This is a genomic window from Streptomyces sp. NBC_00669, from assembly GCF_036226785.1.
Classification (GTDB): domain Bacteria; phylum Actinomycetota; class Actinomycetes; order Streptomycetales; family Streptomycetaceae; genus Actinacidiphila.
Map to the genome: position 1 here is coordinate 2002253 of NZ_CP109018.1, position 19548 is coordinate 2021800.

The 19548-nt window shown below is 73.8% G+C and carries 15 protein-coding genes; 11 read left to right on the forward strand and 4 right to left on the reverse strand.

Annotated elements, in window-relative coordinates:
- Positions 1 to 27: 27 nt before the first annotated feature.
- Positions 28 to 1041, reverse strand: a complete 1014-nt coding sequence (locus tag OG896_RS08080; RefSeq protein ID WP_329363745.1) for an alpha/beta fold hydrolase — start codon at positions 1039 to 1041, stop codon at positions 28 to 30.
- A 230-nt stretch (positions 1042 to 1271) separates the two neighbouring features.
- On the opposite strand from OG896_RS08080, the gene OG896_RS08085 reads away from it, so the two are divergent.
- Entirely contained in the window at positions 1272 to 2480 is a 1209-nt protein-coding gene (locus tag OG896_RS08085) for an AAA family ATPase (protein WP_329363746.1), read from the forward strand.
- A 109-nt stretch (positions 2481 to 2589) separates the two neighbouring features.
- Here OG896_RS08085 and OG896_RS08090 read toward each other — a convergent pair whose 3' ends face one another.
- The 3 genes from OG896_RS08090 to OG896_RS08100 all read right to left on the reverse strand — a co-directional run bounded on the left by OG896_RS08090 (position 2590) and on the right by OG896_RS08100 (position 6154).
- Positions 2590 to 3732, reverse strand: a complete 1143-nt coding sequence (locus tag OG896_RS08090) for a cytochrome P450 (protein ID WP_329363748.1) — start codon at positions 3730 to 3732, stop codon at positions 2590 to 2592.
- Positions 3733 to 3803: 71 nt separating this feature from the next.
- Positions 3804 to 4496, reverse strand: coding sequence for a GPP34 family phosphoprotein (locus OG896_RS08095; RefSeq protein ID WP_329363750.1), 693 nt, complete (start codon positions 4494 to 4496; stop codon positions 3804 to 3806).
- Positions 4497 to 4633: 137 nt separating this feature from the next.
- Positions 4634 to 6154 carry a metallophosphoesterase family protein gene (locus OG896_RS08100; RefSeq protein ID WP_329363752.1) on the reverse strand — a complete coding sequence of 507 codons (1521 nt, stop codon included), beginning with the start codon at positions 6152 to 6154 and terminating at the stop codon, positions 4634 to 4636.
- A 183-nt stretch (positions 6155 to 6337) separates the two neighbouring features.
- Between OG896_RS08100 and OG896_RS08105 the strand changes: the two genes are divergently transcribed.
- From OG896_RS08105 to OG896_RS08150, 10 genes are all read left to right on the forward strand, one after another.
- Positions 6338 to 9313, forward strand: coding sequence for a sensor histidine kinase (locus OG896_RS08105; RefSeq protein ID WP_329363754.1), 2976 nt, complete (start codon positions 6338 to 6340; stop codon positions 9311 to 9313).
- Between the two features lie 303 nt (positions 9314 to 9616).
- On the forward strand, positions 9617 to 9706 hold the full coding sequence (gene kdpF / locus OG896_RS08110) for a K(+)-transporting ATPase subunit F (protein WP_329363756.1): 90 nt from the start codon (positions 9617 to 9619) through the stop codon (positions 9704 to 9706).
- Positions 9706 to 11370, forward strand: coding sequence for a potassium-transporting ATPase subunit KdpA (kdpA, locus tag OG896_RS08115; protein ID WP_329363757.1), 1665 nt, complete (start codon positions 9706 to 9708; stop codon positions 11368 to 11370). Before kdpF ends, kdpA begins: the two co-directional genes overlap by 1 nt.
- The gene (gene kdpB, locus OG896_RS08120; RefSeq protein ID WP_402448656.1) at positions 11370 to 13508 is read left to right on the forward strand and encodes a potassium-transporting ATPase subunit KdpB; all 2139 of its coding nucleotides are present in this window, start codon (positions 11370 to 11372) and stop codon (positions 13506 to 13508) included. The genes kdpA and kdpB overlap by 1 nt, the downstream gene beginning before the upstream one ends.
- Before the next feature lie 16 nt (positions 13509 to 13524).
- Positions 13525 to 14139: a potassium-transporting ATPase subunit KdpC gene (kdpC, locus tag OG896_RS08125; protein WP_329363759.1), complete on the forward strand. Its 615-nt coding sequence runs from the start codon at positions 13525 to 13527 to the stop codon at positions 14137 to 14139.
- Between the two features lie 2 nt (positions 14140 to 14141).
- On the forward strand, positions 14142 to 14825 hold the full coding sequence (locus OG896_RS08130) for a response regulator (protein ID WP_329363761.1): 684 nt from the start codon (positions 14142 to 14144) through the stop codon (positions 14823 to 14825).
- A 247-nt stretch (positions 14826 to 15072) separates the two neighbouring features.
- Positions 15073 to 15924, forward strand: coding sequence for a molybdate ABC transporter substrate-binding protein (modA, locus tag OG896_RS08135; RefSeq protein WP_443057235.1), 852 nt, complete (start codon positions 15073 to 15075; stop codon positions 15922 to 15924).
- The gene (locus tag OG896_RS08140; protein WP_443056968.1) at positions 15921 to 16781 is read left to right on the forward strand and encodes an ABC transporter permease; all 861 of its coding nucleotides are present in this window, start codon (positions 15921 to 15923) and stop codon (positions 16779 to 16781) included. Before modA ends, OG896_RS08140 begins: the two co-directional genes overlap by 4 nt.
- On the forward strand, positions 16778 to 17962 hold the full coding sequence (locus OG896_RS08145) for an ABC transporter ATP-binding protein (protein WP_329363762.1): 1185 nt from the start codon (positions 16778 to 16780) through the stop codon (positions 17960 to 17962). The genes OG896_RS08140 and OG896_RS08145 overlap by 4 nt, the downstream gene beginning before the upstream one ends.
- A 290-nt stretch (positions 17963 to 18252) precedes the next feature.
- Positions 18253 to 19497 (forward strand): alginate lyase family protein, encoded by a 1245-nt coding sequence (locus tag OG896_RS08150; RefSeq protein ID WP_443057236.1) that lies wholly within the window; start codon positions 18253 to 18255, stop codon positions 19495 to 19497.
- Positions 19498 to 19548: the final 51 nt, after the last annotated feature.

Sequence of the window (19548 nt, forward strand, 5' to 3'; positions counted from 1 at the left end):
AGAAGCGTCCGGGCCGAACCGTACGGTTCACGCGGGCAGCGCGGCCAGCCACTTTGTGAGGTGCCGGTTCACCTCCTCGGGACGCTCCTGCTGGAGGAAGTGGCCGCCGCCGTCGAGGAGATGGGAGCCGACCAGGCCCGGCAGGGTGACCGGGTACGCCTTGATCGCGTCGGCCAGCCAGGTGGTGGAGGCGTCCAGGGAGCCGCCCAGGAACAGGGACGGCTGCGTGATGGCGGCGCCGTCGTAGGCGGCGAGGTCCGCCCAGTCCCGGTCCATGCTGCGGTAGCGGTTCAGCGCGCCCGTCAGCCCGGTCCGCTCGAACTCGCCCGCGTAGAAATCGAGTTCGGCCTCACTGAGCCAGCCGGGAAGACCGGAACCGGCACCCGGACCCGAGCCCGCCACGGCGGGGAAGCGGTCCCGCAGCCGCCCACCGCGCGTGACGAAGTGCGGGTCCGGCGCCCCGGGCGGCGGCATCGTCTCGGCGGACAGCGCGGCGTAGAACCCGGCCAGCCAGCCGCGCACGTCGGGCTCGATCTCGGCCTCGGCGCGGCCGGGCTGCTGGAAGTAGGAGACGTAGAACTCCTCGTCGCCGCCCATCCCGGCGAAGATCTCGCTGGGCCGCGGGCCGCCGCGCGGGGCGTACGGCACGCTCAGCAGGCCGACCGCGCGGAACACGTCCGGCCGGAGCAGCGCGCTGTTCGCCGCGATCGTCGCGCCCCAGTCGTGGCCGACCACCACCGCGGAGCGCTCGCCCAGCGCCTCCACCACCGCGGCGTTGTCCGCCACCAGCTCCAGCATCCGGTACGCCGCCGGGTCGGCCGGCTTCGAGGACCGGCCGTAGCCGCGGACGTCGATCGCGACCGCGCGGTACCCGGCCGCGGCCAGCGCGGGCAGCTGGCGGCGCCAGGAGTACCAGGACTCGGGGAAGCCGTGCACGAGCAGCACCAGCGGCCCGCTCCCCCGTTCCACCACGTGGGTACGCCCCGCGGGTGTCGCGATCATCCGGTGCGTGCCGAGTCCGTCGCCGGTGTGCTGGGTCATGAGTCCTCCCTGATGGGGATGGGGATGCTGGGGCCGGGCGGGCCTCACGGACCGCCCGGACCCGATCATCCGGCGAACCCTGCCCGACCCGCGATCCGCCTTGCCGATCCGGCAAGAAGACATCGGACCGTACGGGAGCCGCGGCCGGCGGCGGCACGGCAGACGCGCGGGCCGGGCGACGCGACGCGGCAAGGGCGCGTAGGGCCGGCCGTTGCTGCCAGACTGGGGCGATGGAGCCCAGTCACTTCCGTGTCACGCGCGTCAGGCTCAAGCAGTACCGCAGCCTCGCCGAAGCAGACGTCCGGCTCGGGGACCTGGTCTTCCTCGTCGGCCCCAACGGCGCGGGGAAGAGCAACTTCCTCGACGCGCTGCGGCTGGTGTCCGACGGGGTCGGCGGCTCGCTGGCGGAGGCGCTGCGCGAGCGTGGCGGCGCGGCGCAGGTGCGGCGCAGGGCCCCGGGCCACCCGGACCGCTTCTCGGTGCGGCTGTCCTTCGAGGGCCCCGACGAGGGCCGCGGCCCGCTCACCGGCACGTACGGCGTGCAGGTCGCGGCCGCGCGCAAGGGCGGGTTCCGGATCGCCCGGGAGCGCTGCGAGGTGGCGGCCGGCGAGACCCGCGCCGCCTTCCGGGTGGCGGACGGCACGCTGACCACGAGCACCGAGCGGAAACTGCCGCCGGCCGACCCGGGCCGCCTGCTGCTGGCGGAGCTCGGCCGGCACAAGGCGTTCGCGGCCGCGCACGCGGGGCTGGCGGGCATCCGGTCGTTCAGCCTCGACCCGGCGGCCATGCGGGCGCCGGCGCCGCCGCGGGACGGCCGGGCGCTGCTGCGCGACGGCGCGAACGCCGCGGCCGTGCTGCACCGGCTGCGCCGGGTCGCCGACGGGGCGGATCTGCGCCGCCTCGACAGCTATCTGCAGCGGATCGTGCCGGGCCTGCGCGGTACCCGCCGGCGGGTGCTGGAGGGCGCGGAGACCGTGGAGTTCACCCAGGACACCGCGGGCTCCGCGCATCCCTGGAAGTTCACCGCGCCCTCGGTGTCGGACGGCACGCTGCGCGCCCTCGGCGTGCTGCTCGCGCTCTTCGCGCCGGTCGACGGACGGTACGGAGTGGTCGCCGTCGAGGAGCCGGAGACCGCGCTGCACCCGGCGGCCGCCGCCGTCCTGCGGGAGGCGCTGCGCGACGCGGCCGACCGGCGGCAGGTCCTCGTCACCAGCCACAGCCCCGAACTGCTCGACCACGAGGACGTCGAGGCGGCGTCCGTGCGGGCGGTCCGCGCCGAGCAGGGGCGCACCACGATCGGCGAACTCGACGAACCGGCCGCGTTCGCGCTGGGCGCCGGGCTCGACACGGCCGGGCACCTCCTGCGCACCGGGGGGCTGGTCCCCCGCCCGACGCCGGCCGCCGACCACGAACCCGCGACGCGCACGACGGCGCCGTAGCGCCGCCGGCACGGCACCCAGCGGACCGGGGCGCCCCGAACCGCCTTGCGAGGAAAGGGACTTCGCGGACACGTCCACGGGAGCCGTAGGCGCGCGGGTGGGCACGGGGTCAGGAGTGCCAGCGGGCCGCGAGGGTGGGGGGCTTGCGGAAGACGAGGCCGCGCGGGGCGCTCGGGCGGCTCGCGTCGAGCCGCAGGTGGGGAAGCCGTTCGAAGCAGGCCCGCAGGGCGACGCGGGCTTCGAGCCGGGCCAGGTGCGCGCCGACGCAGAAGTGCGGGCCGTGCGCGAACGCCAACTGGAGCCGGGCGTTGGGGCGGTGGACGTCGAAGCGGTCCGGGTCGGGGAAGACCGCGGGGTCGCGGTTGGCGCCGGCCAGCGAGACGGTGACCAGGTCGCCGGCCCGGACCCGTATGCCCGCCAGGTCCGTGTCGCGGGTGGCGTAGCGGTCCACGACGGCGGCGCCCGGCTCCAGCCGCAGGGACTCCTCGACCGCGTTGTCCAACAGGTCGGGATCGGCGAGGAGTCGGGCCACCAGGTCGGGCTCGCCGAGGATGTGCAGCAGCGCGTTGGCGATCATCGCCTCGGTGGTCTCGATGCCGCCGAAGAGCAACACGGCCGCGTTGGAGGCCAGTTCGGGCAGGTCGAGCCGACCGTCGGCGGCAGCGGCCACCAGCAGGGAGTCCGCGGCGCCCGCGTCGAGGGTGCCGGCGACCGCCGCGCGCAGCGCCTGGTACGCGGCCGGGCCCTCGGCTCCCGCGTCCTCGCCGTGGGTGAGCCGGTCGACGGCCCGCACGATCTGGTCGTACCAGCCCAGGATGGCCGGGACGGGGACGTCGGTCAGCCCCAGCACCTCGGCCATCACCACCGCCGCGAGCGGCCCGGCGAAGTCCCGGCGCAACTCGGCGGCGCCGCGCGGCGCCAGGCCGTCGAGCAGCCGGTCGGCCTCGCGCCGTACGGTCTCGCCGAACGCGGCGTGCACCGCGCGCGGCCGGAACGGGGCCACGAACGGGTCCCGGTGGCGGGCGTGTTCGGGTCCGTCCAGCGAGAGCATGCTCGGGCCGACCACCCGCGCCGTGGTGAACCTCGGGTCGTCCACGGTGAACGCGGCGGCGTCCCGCATGACCTCCACGGCCAGCGCCCGGCCCGTCACCATCCATCCGCCGAGCGCGGGCAGCCACACCACGGGCGCGCGTTCGCGCAGTTCCGCGAGGTGCGGGTGCGGGTCTTCGGCGAGTTCGGCAAGGGTGACCACGTCACGACCCTAACCGGCCCCGCCCATGCGCCCCCGGGCCGGGCCGCTCCGGGCGGCCCCGGGCCGGGCGGTCAGTAGCCGCGGCGCAGCGTCGTCGTGTGGGCGTCCTTGAGCCGGTTGGCGCGGCGGCGGCGCTCGTCGGAGAGTTCGGCGACGGCGTGGACGACGGCGGAGAGCACGGCCGCGACGGAGGGGTCGGCGACCTGTGCGGCGAGGTCGGGCGGGAGGTCGACGGGGTCGGCGGGGTCGGGCGCGGGAAGGCCCGCCGACGGGTCCGGCGGCGGGGGCGACGGGTCGGGCCGGTGCCCGGTGACGCCGATGGTCGTGGCGAGGGCGACCAGCACCGGCTCGTCGGCCGCCCAGCGGTGGCCGGCCCGGCGGCGGTCGTCGGTGTCCAGCAGCACCATCCGGCTGCCGCCGAACACCCACCAGCGCCGCCGGCGCTGCCGGGTGAGCCGGCCCTCGTCGGTGAAAGCGGCCAGATACACGGCGGGCAGCCCGCGGCCGCGGCGCCACAGCCAGTCGTCGAGGGTCTCGAACGGCAGCGTGCGGGACATCGCGACGGCGGCCTCGCCCAGCAGCCGGTCCTCGTGCGGCAGCCGCGCCCCCGGCACGATCCGGCCGCGGTCCAGGGTGGCCGCGCCCGCTCGCAGCAGGTCGACCAGTTCCGCGCCGGCGAGCCCGAGCGACAGATCGCCGCGCTCCACGGTCCGGCTGGACGGCATGTCCATCGTGACGGTCAGAAGATCACGCGCTGTGGTCATGGCAGGCTTCCCGTTCCGGGCGACGGCGACCGGCACACGGTCGCTCTCCCGCCGGCCCACCTGCCCGATTATCCCTCCCCCCGGCCCGTCCGGGCAGTCCGACCCGGCCGGTGCGACACACGTGGGCCCGGCCGGGCCTACGCCGCCGGCGTCGCGGGCGGCAGCGGGATCGTGAAGTCGTCCTCGACCGGCGGGTCGAGTTCGTGGGCGCGCAGCCCGGTGGCGGCGTAGCACCGTATCCGGATCGCCTCGGGGGTGACGTCCAGGCGGAGGAAGTTCTTGAAGAACGGCGGGCTGTAGGTCGCCGAGCCCGGGGAGAGCACCTGGGTGAGCGTGCGGCGGACCGGCAGCCGCAGCCGGAACCTGGACCGGCGGCGCCGGTGGGACGCGACACCCAGCACGGACGCGACGAAGCGGGCCCTGAGCGTCACCGTGCGGTCGGAGGCGCGGACCGGGGTGGTGCCCAGCCGGTGCGCGACGACCGCGGACGCCTGGTCGGGGGTGAGGTCGAAGAGCCGCCGCAGCCGCAGCCTGCGCCCGTAGAGCCGGCTGTAGAAGGCGAGCGAGTCGCCGCGCATCGGGTAGCAGCGGAAGTCGTCCTCGCCGACGCCGCCGACCGAGACCCGCGGGATCGTGTGGGTGGCGTGCATGAACGCCCCGCCGCCACCGGAGACGACGTACTCGATCCGGCGGCCACCGACGTCCACGGGGTAGTGCTGGTAGTTGTGGATGTCGCCGCCGATCGCGGCGACGAAGTGGTGCGCGGGGTCGCGGACGACCTCGTCCACGGTGCCGCCGCCGGCTATCGCGCACGGGTGGTGTTCGCCGTCGACGTAGATCGGCGAGCCGGTGACCAGGATCTTCGGCCGCGGTCCGCGCGCGACCCGGCGCAGCCACTCGCCCTGTTCCCGGTCGATGTCGCCGAGCAGCCCGGTGTCGATGCCGATGATCCGTATCGGCCCGCTGTCCATCGCCCAGTACGGGCCCGGCTGGGACGCGGCCTGCGCGGGGGCGGAGCGCATCTGCCGGGCCTGGTCCAGCAGCGCGTCGTCGGGGGTGTCGGGCCGCGCCCACAGCAGGCCCCGCCACCACGCGGCCGACAGCGGGCGGGCCCGCGCGGCGGGCGGCAGCGCCGGGGCGCGGCAGAACACCCGCATGAAGCCGGTGAGGCCGTCGTACCAGTCGTGGTTGCCGGGTATCGCGTAGATCGGCGCGTCGTAGTCGCGGTAGGGGCGGAAGAACTTCGTCGGGTAGTCGTTGCCGGTGCCGACCGGGTAGATGACGTCGCTGCACACCACCGCGTAGCGGGTTCCGGCGCCTTCCTTGAGCAGGCCGGGGACCACCGCGTACTGCGGGCCGTCGCCCTCGCCGGTGTCCCCGAGCAGCATGAAGGAGAACGTGTCGGGGTCGTCCCGGGTGATCACCAGGTCGCCCTCGGCGGCGCCGCGTTCGGTCTGGGCGCCGACCCAGCGCTGCCGGTCGGTCCCGGTCGGGTCGCCGAAGATCGAGGCGAGCGGGCCGTTGCGGGCCCGCCACAGGGTGGCCGGGTTCAGCCAGGAGAGTTCGACCACCCGGGGCGGCATCAACTCCCGGTAGCGGCCGGGTTCCTGATCCTGCCAGCCGGCACCGGCCGACGAGTCACGCGAGGAGGCGGGCATCGGCGCACTGTGGCACACTCCCGGGCCCGGGTCCAGGGACGGCGGCCGGGCTACGACGGGTCCCGGCCGTGCGTCGTACGGCCCGGCGCCGGTGTCAACAGCGCGTCAAGGTCCGGGTGATCGGCGCCAGGAAGTCGTCAACGCGCCAGGCCGCACGGCGTGCCCTCGGCTTGCGTGGACCGGATGATCCCGGAACACGACCCGGCCGGGCCCTCGGCCCGCCGCCCGGCGCCCACGCACGCCCAGGCCCAGAACCCGGAACGGGTCCAGGCCCAGAACCCGGAACAGGTCCAGCCGCGAGCGACCGCGCCCTTCTCGCCATCCTCGGGCTCCCACCCCTCGGACTCCCACCCCTCGGACTCCCACGCCGCGGGCTCCCCGCCGACGGGCTCCCCGCCCACGGGCGACGCGTGGGAACCCGCCGGGCGGACGGGCCGGCGCGGGCTGCTCAAGGTGTTCCTGGGCGCGGCCCCCGGCGTCGGCAAGACCTACCGGATGCTGGACGAGGGCCACCGCAGGGCGGAGCGCGGCACGGACGTGGTGGTGGCGCTGGTGGAGTGCCACCAGCGGCCGCACACGCTGGCGCTGGTGGAGGGCCTGGAAGTGGTGCCCCGGCTGGAGCGGGAGTACCGCGGCACCGTGGTCGGCGAGATGGACCTGGCGGCGGTGCTGGCCCGCCGCCCCGAGGTCGCGCTGGTGGACGAGCTGCCGCACTCCAACCCGCCCGGCATGCGCAACGCCAAGCGCTGGCAGGACGTCGAGACGCTGCTCGCCGCGGGCATCGACGTGGTCACCACCGTCAACATCCAGCACCTGGAGTCGGTCAACGACGTGGTCGAGAAGATCACGGAGGTGCCGCAGCGCGAGACGGTGCCCGACGAGATGGTGCGCCGCGCCCACCAGATCGAGCTGGTGGACATGCCGGCGGAGGCGCTGCGCCGCCGGATGGCGCACGGCAACGTCTACGGCGCGGAGAAGGTCGACGCGGCCCTCGCCAACTACTTCCGGATCGGGAACCTGACCGCGCTGCGGGAGCTGGCGCTGCTGTGGGTGGCGGGGCGGGTGGACGAGGCGCTGCACCACTACCGCAGCGAGCACGGCATAGGGCGGGTGTGGGAGACCAAGGAACGCGTGGTGGTGGCGCTGACCGGCGGCCCGGAGGGCGAGACGCTGATCCGCCGGGCGGCGCGGATCGCCGACCGGTCGGCGGGCGGCGCCCCGCCGGGCATCGACGGGGGGCGGGACCTGCTGGCGGTGCACGTGGCGCGCAGCGACGGGCTGGCGGTGGGCGCCTCGCCGGCCGCGCTGGCCCGGCAGCGGCAGCTCGTGGAGAGCCTGGGCGGCAGCTACCACTCGGTGGTCGGCGACGACGTGCCGGTGGCGCTGCTGGAGTTCGCCCGCGGGGTGGGGGCGACCCAGCTGGTGCTGGGCACCAGCAGCCGGCGGCGGTGGGAGCGGCTGCTGACCGGGCGGGGCATCGGCGAGACCACGGTGGGCAGTTCGGCGGACATCGACGTGCACATGGTCACCCATGAGCGGGCCGGGCACGGCAGGCTGCTGCCCTCGCGGCGCCGCACCCTGACCACCTGGCGGCTGGTGGCGGGGCCGGTGAGCGGGCTGGTGCTGCCGCTGGCGCTCACCGCGGTCCTCGCGGGCAACCGCGGCAGCCTCAACCTGACCAGCGAGGCGCTGCTGTTCCTGCTGGCGGTGGTCGGGGTGGCCTGCTTCGGCGGGGTGGTCTCGGCGGTGGTGGCGTCGGTGACCGCGTCGCTGCTGCTGAACTACTACTTCATCCCGCCGGTGGGGCAGTTCACCATCGCCGAGCCCAACAACATCCTGGCGCTCGCGGTGTTCGTGGTGGTCGCGGGCACGGTCGCGGCCGTCGTGGACCGCTCGCTGCGGCTGTCGCGCCGGGCGGCCCGGGCCACCGCCGAGGCCGAGACGCTGTCGTCCCTGGCGGGCAGCATCGTCCGCGGCGGCGACGCGCTGCCCGCGCTGCTGGAACGGGCCCGCGAGACGTTCGGGATGGACAGCGCCGAACTGGTCCCGGCGGAGCCGAGCGGTACGGGCCCGGCGGAGGCGAGCGGCGCGGCCCCGGCGGGCAGCGGCGCTACGGCCGTCGGCGGCGGCACGGCCGTCGGCGGCGGTCCGCAGGGCCCCCGCGGCACAGCCACCGGCACCACGCCCCCCGCCACCGCCACCGCGGCCACCCCCGCCTCCGGTATCAGCACCGCCACCGGCACCGGCCCGTACGACGGCGGCGCGGGCGCCGCCGTCCGGGTGCCCGCGGGCGACGGCATGGTGCTGCTGCTGCGCGGCCGGCCGCTCTCCGCCTCCGACCAGCGCGTGCTGGCCGCCTTCGCCGCCCACGTGTCCGGGGCGGCCGAGCGGGCCAGGCTCGCCGAGGCCGCCGCCGAGGTGGAGCCGGTGAAGGCCGCCGACCGGATGCGTACGGCGCTGCTCGCCGCGGTCAGCCACGACCTGCGCACCCCGCTGGCGGTCGGCTGGGCCGCGGTCAGCTCGCTGCGCAGCCAGGACGTGGAGTTCTCGGCCGAGGACCGCGAGGAGCTGCTCGCCACCGCCGAGGAGTCGCTGGCCCGGCTGAGCCGGCTGGTGGACAACCTGCTGGACATGAGCCGGCTCCAGGCGGGCGCCCTGCGGCTGCGGCTGCGGGCCACCGCGCTGGAGGAGGTGCTGCCGGCCGCGCTGGAGTCGCTGCCCGCCGACGCCCCGGGCATCGACACCCGCGGCCTGGAGCGGGCCCCGGCCGTCCTGGCCGATCCACCGCTGCTGGAGCGCGTCATCGCCAACCTGCTGGCCAACGCGGTACGGCACGCCCCTGCGCGGCGGCCGGTCGTGCTGACCGCGAGCGCGCTGGGCGACCGGGTGGAGCTGCGGGTGATCGACCGCGGCCCGGGGATGCCCGCGCGGGACCGCGAGCGGGCCTTCGAGCCGTTCCAGCGGATGGGCGACCGCGACAACGGCACCGGGCTCGGCCTGGGCCTTGCGCTGGCCCGCGGCCTGGCCGAGGCGATGCACGGCTCCCTCACCCCCGAGGACACCCCCGGCGGCGGCCTGACGATGGTGCTGTCGCTGCCCGCCGCGGGTCCCGCGCCGGCGCCGGTCCCCTACCCGGACCCCGACCCGGACCGGCCGTAGCCGCCGGCTCTGCCCGGCCCCCGCCCCGGCCGTGCCCCGGCGTCAAGACGCCGTCAAGGCCGCAGGTGAGCGCGTCAGGAAGGCGCTAACGGGGAGCTCCCGGCCGGCCGGGGAGGGATTCAGTAAGGAGGCCGACCGGCAACCGGTCGGCATCGCCCACCGGCCGGCGCACGGCTCGTGGGCGGTCCCGTCCCCTTCGACCGACTGCCCGGGGTGCCTTCGCATGCCAGACCTCCTGTTCATCCTTCTCACCGTCGCGGTGTTCACCGTCATCGGCCTCATAGCCAAGGGGGTGGAGCGGCTGTGAGCGCGGAGAACGTCGTCGGACTCGTCGTCGCCGTGGCCCTGGTCGGTTACCTGGTGCTGGCCCTGATCCACCCGGAGAAGTTCTAGTGAACGACACCCTCGCGGGCTGGCTGCAGATCCTCGCGCTGCTCGCCGTACTCGCCCTGTCCTACCGGCCGTTGGGCGACTACATGGCCCATGTGCTGACCTCCGCCCGGCATCTGCGGGTGGAGCGGCTGATCTACCGCGTCGGCGGGGTCGACGGCGACGCCGACCAGCGCTGGCCGGTCTACCTGCGCAGCGTGCTGGCGTTCTCCGCGGTGTCCGTGCTGTTCCTGTACGGGCTGCAACGGCTCCAGAACCACCTGCTGCTGGCGATCGGCATGAAGGCGGTGACGCCGGGCGTGGCCTTCAACACCGCGGCGTCGTTCGTCACCAACACCAACTGGCAGTCGTACTCGGGCGAGACCACGATGGGCCACCTGGTGCAGATGGCCGGGCTCGCGGTGCAGAACTTCGTGTCGGCCGCGGTGGGCATCGCGGTCGTCGCGGCCCTGATCCGCGGCTTCACCCGCAAGCGCACCGACCGGGTCGGCAACTTCTGGGTGGACCTGACCCGGATCGTGCTGCGGGTGCTGCTGCCGATCGCGTTCGTCTTCGCGATCGTGCTGGTCGCGGCCGGCGCGGTGCAGAACTTCCACGGCGTGCAGTCGATCTCCACGCTCGTCGGCGACCACCAGAGCCTCACCGGCGGACCGGTCGCCTCGCAGGAGGTGATCAAGGAACTCGGCACCAACGGCGGCGGCTTCTACAACGCCAACTCCGCCCACCCGTTCGAGAACCCCAACGCGTTCACCAACCTGGTGGAGATCTACCTGCTGCTGGTGATCGCGGTCAGCCTGCCGCGCACCTTCGGCAAGATGGTCGGCGACAAGCGCCAGGGCTACGCGATCCTCGCCGTGATGGCCCTGATCTGGGCCGCGTCGGTGGCCGTGATCACCGTCAACGAGCTGCACAGCGTGCACAGCGCGGCCGGCCACGCGGCCGGCGGGATGATGGAGGGCAAGGAGCAGCGGATCGGCGTGTGGGGGTCGGCGCTGTTCGCCACGTCCACCACGCTCACCTCGACCGGCGCGGTCAACTCCTTCCACGACTCGTACTCGCCGCTCGGCGGCGGCATGACGATCTTCAACATGATGCTGGGCGAGATCGCGCCCGGCGGCACCGGCTCCGGCCTGTACGGCATCCTCGTCCTGGCGATCATCGCGGTCTTCGTGGCCGGGCTGATGGTCGGCCGCACCCCGGAGTACCTGGGCAAGAAGCTCGGCGGCCGGGAGATGAAGTTCGCGTCGCTGTACATCCTCACCACCCCCGCGGTGGTGCTGGTCGGCGCGGGGCTGGCGATGGCGCTGCCCGGCGAGCGGGCCGGGATGCTCAACTCCGGTGCGCACGGCTTCTCCGAGGTGCTGTACGCCTTCACCTCCGCCGCCAACAACAACGGCTCGGCGTTCGCCGGTCTGTCGGTCAACACCAACTGGTACAACACCGCGCTCGGCCTGGCGATGCTCGTCGGCCGGTTCCTGCCGATGGTGTTCGTGCTCGCGCTGGCCGGCTCGCTCGGCAAGCAGCAGCCGGTGCCCGCGACCGCGGGCACGCTGCCCACCCACCGGCCGCAGTTCGTCGGCCTGCTCACCGCGGTGATCGTCATCGTGGTCGGGCTCACCTACTTCCCGGCGCTCGCGCTGGGACCGCTCGCGGAAGGTCTGCACTGATGTCGTCCCTGACCACTCTGGAACCCCCCGCGTCACCGGGGCCGGCGCCGCAGCGCCAGGAGCAGCACCGGGTCTCCGGCGGCATGCTGGACCCCAAGCAGCTGCTGACCTCGCTGCCGGACGCGTGCCGCAAGCTCGACCCCCGGGTGATGGTGAAGAACCCGGTGATGTTCGTGGTCGAGGTCGGCTCGGTGCTGACCACCCTGGACGCGATCAAGGACCCGAGCGTCTTCGCCTGGGTGATCACCGTGTGGCTGTGGCTGACCGTGGTGTTCGCCAACCTCTCCGAGGCGGTCGCCGAAGGGCGCGGCAAGGCGCAGGCCGAGACGCTGCGCCGGACCAAGACCGCCACCGTCGCCCGCCGGCTGGCCTCCTTCCGGCCCGGCGCGCCGGGAGTGGAGGAGGAGGTGCCCGCCTCCTCGCTGCGGCTGGGCGACCACGTGGTGGTCGAGGCCGGGCAGACCATCCCCGGTGACGGCGACGTCGTGGAGGGCGTCGCGTCCGTCGACGAGTCCGCGATCACCGGCGAGTCCGCGCCGGTGATCCGCGAGTCCGGCGGCGACCGCTGCGCGGTGACCGGCGGCACCTCGGTGCTCTCCGACCGGATCGTCGTGAAGATCACCTCCAAGCCCGGTGAGACCTTCATCGACCGGATGATCGCGCTGGTGGAGGGCGCGGCCCGGCAGCGTACGCCGAACGAGATCGCGCTCAACATCCTGCTGGCGTCGCTGACCATCGTCTTCCTGCTCGCCGTGGTGACGCTCCAGCCGTTCGCGATCTACGCGGGCGCCGAGCAGTCGCTGGTGATCCTGGTGTCGCTGGTGGTGGCGCTGATACCGACCACGATCGGGGCGCTGCTGTCGGCGATCGGCATCGCCGGCATGGACCGGCTGGTGCAGCGCAACGTGCTGGCGATGTCCGGGCGCGCGGTCGAGGCCGCGGGTGACGTGACCACGCTGCTGCTGGACAAGACCGGCACCATCACCCTCGGCAACCGGCAGGCCGCGGAGTTCCTGCCGGCCGAGGGTGTCACCGCCGAGCGGCTCGCCGACGCGGCGCAGCTGTCGTCGCTGGCCGACGAGACGCCTGAGGGCCGCTCGATCGTGGTGCTCGCCAAGGAGCGCTACGGGCTGCGGGCACGCGCCGAAGGACGGCTGCCGCGGGCGGAGTTCGTGCCGTTCACCGCGCAGACCCGGATGAGCGGGGTGGACCTCGCCGAGGACGGCGGGCAGCGCAGCCTGCGCAAGGGCGCCACGAGCGCGGTGATGCAGTGGATACGGGACAACGGCGGCCGCCCCGCCGAGGACGTCGGCCCGCTGGTCGACGCGATCGCGGGCGGCGGCGGCACCCCGCTGGTCGTCGGCGAGGTCGTCCGCCGGGACGGGACGACCACCGCCTCGGTGCTCGGCGTGATCAACCTCAAGGACGTCGTCAAGGCCGGCATGCGCGAGCGCTTCGACGAGCTGCGCCGGATGGGCATCCGCACCGTGATGATCACCGGCGACAACCCGCTCACCGCCAAGGCCATCGCCGACGAGGCCGGCGTCGACGACTTCCTCGCCGAGGCCACCCCCGAAGACAAGATGGCGCTCATCAAACGGGAACAGGCCGGCGGCAAACTCGTCGCGATGACCGGCGACGGCACCAACGACGCACCCGCCCTCGCCCAGGCCGACGTCGGCGTCGCCATGAACACCGGCACCTCGGCCGCCAAGGAGGCCGGGAACATGGTGGACCTGGACTCCAACCCCACCAAGCTCATCGAGATCGTCGAGATCGGCAAGCAACTGCTCATCACCCGGGGCGCGTTGACGACCTTCTCGATCGCCAACGACGTCGCGAAGTACTTCGCGATCATCCCGGCGATGTTCGCCGGGGTCTACCCGGGCCTGCGCCACCTCAACGTGATGGACCTGCACAGCCCGACCTCGGCGATCACCTCGGCGATCGTGTTCAACGCGCTGATCATCGTGGTGCTGATCCCGCTGGCGCTGCGCGGGGTGCGCTACAAGCCGTCGTCGGCCTCGGCGCTGCTCAGCCGCAACATCTGGGTGTACGGCCTGGGCGGCCTGGTCCTGCCGTTCGTCGGCATCAAACTCATCGACCTCGTCGTGCAGTTCATCCCCGGACTGAACTGAGAAAGGGGAACCCCTCATGCGTATCGTGCGCAGTCATCTGGCGGCCCTGCGGATGCTCCTGGTCTTCACCGTGCTCTGCGGGCTGGCGTATCCGCTGCTGGTCACCGGTGTCGCCCAGGCGGCGTTCCCCGCCAAGGCGAACGGCTCGCAGGTGAAGCTGGACGGCAAGGTCGTCGGCTCCAGCCTGATCGGGCAGAACTTCGACCTGCCCAAGAAGAACCCCAACGACCCGAACGAGGTGGCCAAGCCGGACCCGAAGTGGTTCCAGCCGCGGCCGTCGTCCGGCGGCTACGACCCGCTGGCCTCCGGCGCCTCCAACCTCGGCCCGAACGACCCCGACCTGGTCAAGGCGATCAAGGAGCGCCGGGCGGCGGTCGCCGCGTTCGACGGGGTGAACCCGAAGGACGTGCCGCCCGACGCGGTCACCGCCTCCGGTTCCGGCCTGGACCCGGACATCTCGAAGGCGTACGCCGCCGAGCAGGTCGACCGGGTGGCCAAGGCCCGCGGCCTGAGCACCGCCGAGGTGCGCCACCTGGTCGCGGCGAACACCCACGGCCGGCCGCTGGGCTTCCTCGGCACGCCGTACGTCGACGTGGTCACCCTCAACCTGGCGCTCGCGAAGCTGGGTTGACCATGACGCGCATCCTCGTCGTCGATGACGAACCGCAGATCGTCCGGGCCCTGGTGATCAACCTGCGGGCGCGCCGCTACGAGGTGGACGCCGCCTACGACGGCACCACCGCGCTGCGGATGGCCGCCGACCGGCACCCGGACGTGGTGCTGCTCGACCTGGGCCTGCCCGACATGGACGGCGTGGACGTGATCGCCGGGATACGGGGCTGGACCCGGGTGCCGATCATCGTGCTGTCGGCCCGGCACAGCTCCGACGAGAAGGTGGAGGCGCTGGACGCGGGCGCGGACGACTACGTCACCAAGCCGTTCGCGATGGACGAGCTGCTGGCCCGGCTGCGGGCGGCCGAGCGGCGCCGCTCCGACCAGGAGCAGGGGCCGGCGACCGCCCGGCTGGAGACGGCGGCCTTCACCGTGGACCTGGCCGCGAAGAAGGCGACCCGGCACGGTGCGGACGTCCGGCTGACCCCCACCGAGTGGCACCTGCTGGAGGCGCTGGTCCGCAACCCGGGCCGGCTGGTCAGCCAGAAGCAGTTGCTGCGGGACGTGTGGGGGCCGTCCTACCGGACGGAGACGAACTACCTGCGGGTCTACATGGCGCAGTTGCGCCGGAAGCTGGAGGACGACCCGACCCGGCCCCGGCACTTCGTCACCGAGCCGGGCATGGGCTACCGGTTCGAGCCATGAGGGACGGGTTCGAGCCGTAGGGCACAGCTTCGGGCCGTAGCGGGCCCGGCACGGCCGGACCGACGGCGGCCCCACCTGCTCCGACGCGATCGTCGTGCGATCGCACAAGCAAAGGTGGGGCCGCCGGTTGTTTGGATTATGCAATGTGACAGCAGACTTTCTCCTGGCAGATGCGGAACTATCATCTTGCACGTGCCCGCGCCCGGCGGCGCGGCGGAGAGGGAGAGTTTCTGTGACCACCCGACGTATCCGGTCCGCCCGGACCACCCGTGCCGCACGGTCCCGTGGCCTGTGCGCGGTGGCCGGCGGTGCCGCGCTGCTGCTCGCGCTCTCCGCCTGCTCCTCGTCGTCCTCCTCGGACAAGTCGACGTCCTCCGAGAAGCCCTCGTCCGGCGCGTCGGCCACCGGCGCGCAGAAGAAGGTCTCCGGCACCGTGGTGGTGTTCGCGGCGGCCTCGCTGAAGGAGACCTTCACGGCGCTCGGCAAGGACTTCCAGCAGGCGTACCCCGGCACGAAGGTCGTCTTCAGCTTCGGCGGCAGCGACCAGCTCGCGGCGAGCATCACCGGCGGCGCGCCGGCCGACGTGTTCGCGGCGGCCAGCCCGGCCACCATGAAGACCGTCACCGACAAGGGGGACGCGGCCGGCACGCCCGCCGACTTCGTCCGCAACCAGCTGGAGATCGCCACCCTGCCGGGCAACCCGAAGCAGATCCGCACCCTGAAGGACCTCACCAAGTCCGGCCTTTCGGTCGTGCTGTGCGCCAAGACCGTGCCGTGCGGCGCCGCCGCGCAGAAGGCGCTGAGCGCCAGCGGCCTCAAGCTCACCCCGAAGTCGTACGAGCAGGACGTGAAGTCCGCGCTGACGAAGGTGGAGCTGAAGGAGGCCGACGCGGCGGTGGTCTACCAGACCGACGTCAACAGCGCGGGCAGCAAGGTGCAGGGCGTGAACTTCCCGGAGTCCGCGAAGGCGATCAACGAGTACCCGATCGCGCCGCTGAAGGACGCGCCGAACCCTGACGGCGCGGCGGCGTTCATCGCCCTGGTGAAGTCCGCCGAGGGCCAGAAGGTGCTCACCCAGGCGGGCTTCCTCAACCCGTGAGCCCCGCGGTGAAGAACGCGGGCGCCACGGCGCCGGGACGGCTGTCCCGGCCGCGGCGCCCGCGCGGCGGGGGCGGCGCCGTCCCGCTGCCCCTGCTGCTGCCCGCCGTGGTCGGCCTGGCGTTCCTGCTGGTGCCGCTGCTGGCGCTGCTGGTGCGGGCCCCTTGGCGGGGCATGCCCGACCTGCTGACCAGCTCCGCGGTGTGGCAGGCGCTACGGCTGTCGCTGGAGACGGCGACTTCGGCGACGGCCGTGGCGCTGGTGCTCGGGGTGCCGCTGGCCTGGCTGCTGGCCAGGACCCGCTTCCCCGGCCGCCGGCTGGTACGGGCCCTGGTGACGCTGCCGTTGGTGCTGCCGCCGGTGGTCGGCGGGGTGGCGCTGCTGCTGGCGCTCGGCCGCAACGGGATCGTCGGCAAGTGGCTCGACTCGTGGTTCGGGATCACCCTGCCGTTCACCACGGCCGGGGTGGTGGTCGCGGAGGCGTTCGTGGCGATGCCGTTCCTCGTGATCAGCGTGGAGGGCACGCTGCGGGCCGCCGACAGCCGGTACGAGGAGGCCGCGGCGACGCTGGGCGCGTCCCGCTTCACCGCCTTCCGCCGGGTCACGCTGCCGATGATCGCGCCCGGGGTGGCGGCCGGCGCGGTGCTCGCCTGGGCGCGCGCGCTCGGCGAGTTCGGGGCCACGATCACCTTCGCCGGCAGCTTCCCCGGCCGCACCCAGACCATGCCGCTGTCGGTCTACCTCGCGCTACAGGACGACCCGGACGCGGCCGTCGCGCTGAGCCTGGTGCTGCTCGCGGTCTCCATCACGGTCCTCGCCGGCCTGCGCGACCGCTGGACAGGGGCGAGCGCGGTATGAGCGCGGGCGAGGGCGGTACGGGCACGGGTGCCGCGGACGGACCCGGTACGGGCGAGCGCGGTACGGGCGAGCACGGTGCGGGGGCGGGCGAGCGCGCTACGGGCGAGGGCGACCCGGAGACCGGTCTCGACGCCCGTCTCGTGGTGGACCGCGGGACCTTCCGGCTCGACGTGGAGCTGTCCGCGGCCCCCGGCGAGGTGCTGGCGCTGCTCGGCCCGAACGGCGCCGGCAAGACCACGTCGCTGCGCGCCCTGGCCGGGCTGACCGAGCTGACCCGGGGGCATCTGCGGCTGGACGGCCGGGTGCTGGAGCAGCCCGAGCGGCGGGTGCGGGTCGCGCCCGAGCGCCGCCCGGTCGGCGTGATCTTCCAGGACTACCTGCTCTTCCCGCACCTGAGCGCCCTGGACAACGTGGCGTTCGGCCCGCGCTGCCACGGCGCCACCCGGTCCGAGGCGCGCGCGCTCGCCGCCGGCCTGCTGGACCGGATGGGCCTGGCCGACCACGCGCACGTCAAGCCGCGCCGGCTGTCCGGCGGCCAGGCCCAGCGGGTCGCGCTGGCCCGGGCGCTGGCCACCGCCCCGCGGCTGCTGCTGCTCGACGAGCCGCTGGCCGCCCTGGACGCCGGCGCCCGGCTGGACGTACGCGCCGAACTGCGCCGGCACCTGGCCGCGTTCGAGGCGGTCGCGGTGCTGGTCACGCATGACCCGCTGGACGCGATGGTGCTCGCCGACCGGCTGGTGGTGGTCGAGCACGGCACCGTGGTGCAGCAGGGCACGCCCGCCGAGATCGCCCGCCACCCGCGCACGGACTACATCGCCCGGCTGGTCGGCCTGAACCTGTACCGGGGCGAGGCGGACGGCCATCTGGTCCGGGTCGGCCCGCGGTTCACGCTGACCGGCATCGAGGAGCTGACCGGACCGGCGTTCGTGGCGTTCCCGCCCAGCGCGGTCACCCTGCACCGGCAGCGCCCCGACAGCTCCGCGCGCAACGCCTGGCGGGCCCGGATCACCGGCATGGAGTCGCACGGCGCGCAGTTCCGGATCGCGCTGGCCGGCGCGGAGGACGGCCTGCCGCTGGCCGCGGACCTGACCGCGCCCGCGGTCGCCGAACTCGACCTGCGCGACGGCGCGGAGGTGTGGGCGTCGGTGAAGGCCGCCCAGACGCACGCCTATCCGGCCTGACCGCGCCGGCGCCGCAGAGGTCCGAACCATGTTCACGTCGGTGACCAGCGATTGAGTCCGTGACCGCCCAACGGGCCCGCCGGATCGGCCAATTGACCTTCGTTCAGCCCCTTGACTGCACTGTCGTCACCGCGCGATCCTCCCGTACCACGGACAGGAAAGTTTCCTTACCCCGCACCGCTACCCGCACCCCCACACCCCCACCGCGGACCGAGGAGCCCCCCATGCGCGACAGCGTCCCGCACCGCACTCCCCCGCCGGCCGGCGGCCGGAAACGCTTCCGGCGCGCCATGATCCTGGTCGCCGCGGCAGCCGCGCTCGGCACCGCGGTCGCCGCGCTGCCCGGTACCGGCACCGCTTCCGCCTCCACCACCGCCTCCGCCGCCGCGCGGCCCGCCGCGCACGCCGCCCCCGCCGTGGCCGCCGCGCCGACCACCTTCACCCACCCCGGCGTGATGGTCAGCCTGCCCCAACTCGACTACATCAAGGGCAAGGTGCAGGCGAACGCCGAGCCGTGGAAGGACGCGTACGACCAGATGATCGGGAGTTCGTACGCCTCCCTGTCCCGCACCCCCAAACCGCGCGCCAACGTGGAGTGCGGGTCGTACTCCAACCCCAACTACGGCTGCACGGACGAGCGGCAGGACGCGATCGCCGCGTACACCGACGCGCTGGCCTGGTACATCACCGGCAACAGCGCCTACGCGCAGAAGTCCATCGACCTGATGAACGCCTGGGCGTCGACCATCACCGAGCACACCAACAGCAACGCCCCACTGCAGACCGGCTGGGCGGGCTCGGTGTGGCCGCGCGCCGCGGAGATCATCCGCTACACGTACGACGGCTGGTCCTCGTCGGACATCGCCAGGTTCTCCGACATGCTGCGCGACGTCTACCTGCCCGAGGTGATCAACGGCTCCAACAGCAACGGCAACTGGGAGCTGACGATGATGGAGGCCGCGGTCGGCATCTCCATCTTCCTGAACGACTCGTCCGACTACGACAAGGCGATCGCGCGCTACCTCAACCGGGTGCCGGCGTACATCTACCTGTCCTCGGACGGATCGCTGCCCAAGACCGTGCCGGGCAGCGGGCTGAACACCTCCGCGCAGATCATCAGTTACTGGCAGGGCCAGTCGACCTTCGTCGACGGTCTGACCCAGGAGACCTGCCGCGACTTCACCCACACCGGGTACGGCATCGCGTCCATCTCCGACATCGCCGAGACCGCGGCGATCCAGGGCCAGGACCTCTACCCCCAGGTCGGCGAGCGACTGCGGCAGGCGCTCGGTTTCCAGTCGAAGTACGAACTGGGCACCACGCCGCCGTCCTGGCTGTGCGGCGGACAGCTCGACCTCGGGCTCGGACCGGTCACCGAGGTCGGCTTCAACGCCCTCCACAACCGGATGGGCATCGCGATGACCAACACCCAGACCCTCACCGAGTCCCGCCGCCCCGCAGGCACGAACGACCTCTTCGTCGCCTGGGAGACCCTGACGAACGCCGACAACCCGGCGGTGGTGCCGGGCGGGTGAACGGCAACCCGCCGTCGCGGCCGAGGTCTCGTTCCCGGCTGACACCGGCGG

Coding starts and splice junctions, on each gene's coding strand:
- OG896_RS08080 (WP_329363745.1), bottom strand. CDS start 1,041: ATGACCCAGCACACCGGCGACGGACTCGGCACGCACCGGATGATCGCG.
- OG896_RS08085 (WP_329363746.1), top strand. CDS start 1,272: ATGGAGCCCAGTCACTTCCGTGTCACGCGCGTCAGGCTCAAGCAGTAC.
- OG896_RS08095 (WP_329363750.1), bottom strand. CDS start 4,496: ATGACCACAGCGCGTGATCTTCTGACCGTCACGATGGACATGCCGTCC.
- OG896_RS08100 (WP_329363752.1), bottom strand. CDS start 6,154: ATGCCCGCCTCCTCGCGTGACTCGTCGGCCGGTGCCGGCTGGCAGGAT.
- OG896_RS08105 (WP_329363754.1), top strand. CDS start 6,338: ATGATCCCGGAACACGACCCGGCCGGGCCCTCGGCCCGCCGCCCGGCG.
- kdpB (WP_402448656.1), top strand. CDS start 11,370: ATGTCGTCCCTGACCACTCTGGAACCCCCCGCGTCACCGGGGCCGGCG.
- kdpC (WP_329363759.1), top strand. CDS start 13,525: ATGCGTATCGTGCGCAGTCATCTGGCGGCCCTGCGGATGCTCCTGGTC.
- OG896_RS08130 (WP_329363761.1), top strand. CDS start 14,142: ATGACGCGCATCCTCGTCGTCGATGACGAACCGCAGATCGTCCGGGCC.
- OG896_RS08145 (WP_329363762.1), top strand. CDS start 16,778: ATGAGCGCGGGCGAGGGCGGTACGGGCACGGGTGCCGCGGACGGACCC.
- OG896_RS08150 (WP_443057236.1), top strand. CDS start 18,253: ATGATCCTGGTCGCCGCGGCAGCCGCGCTCGGCACCGCGGTCGCCGCG.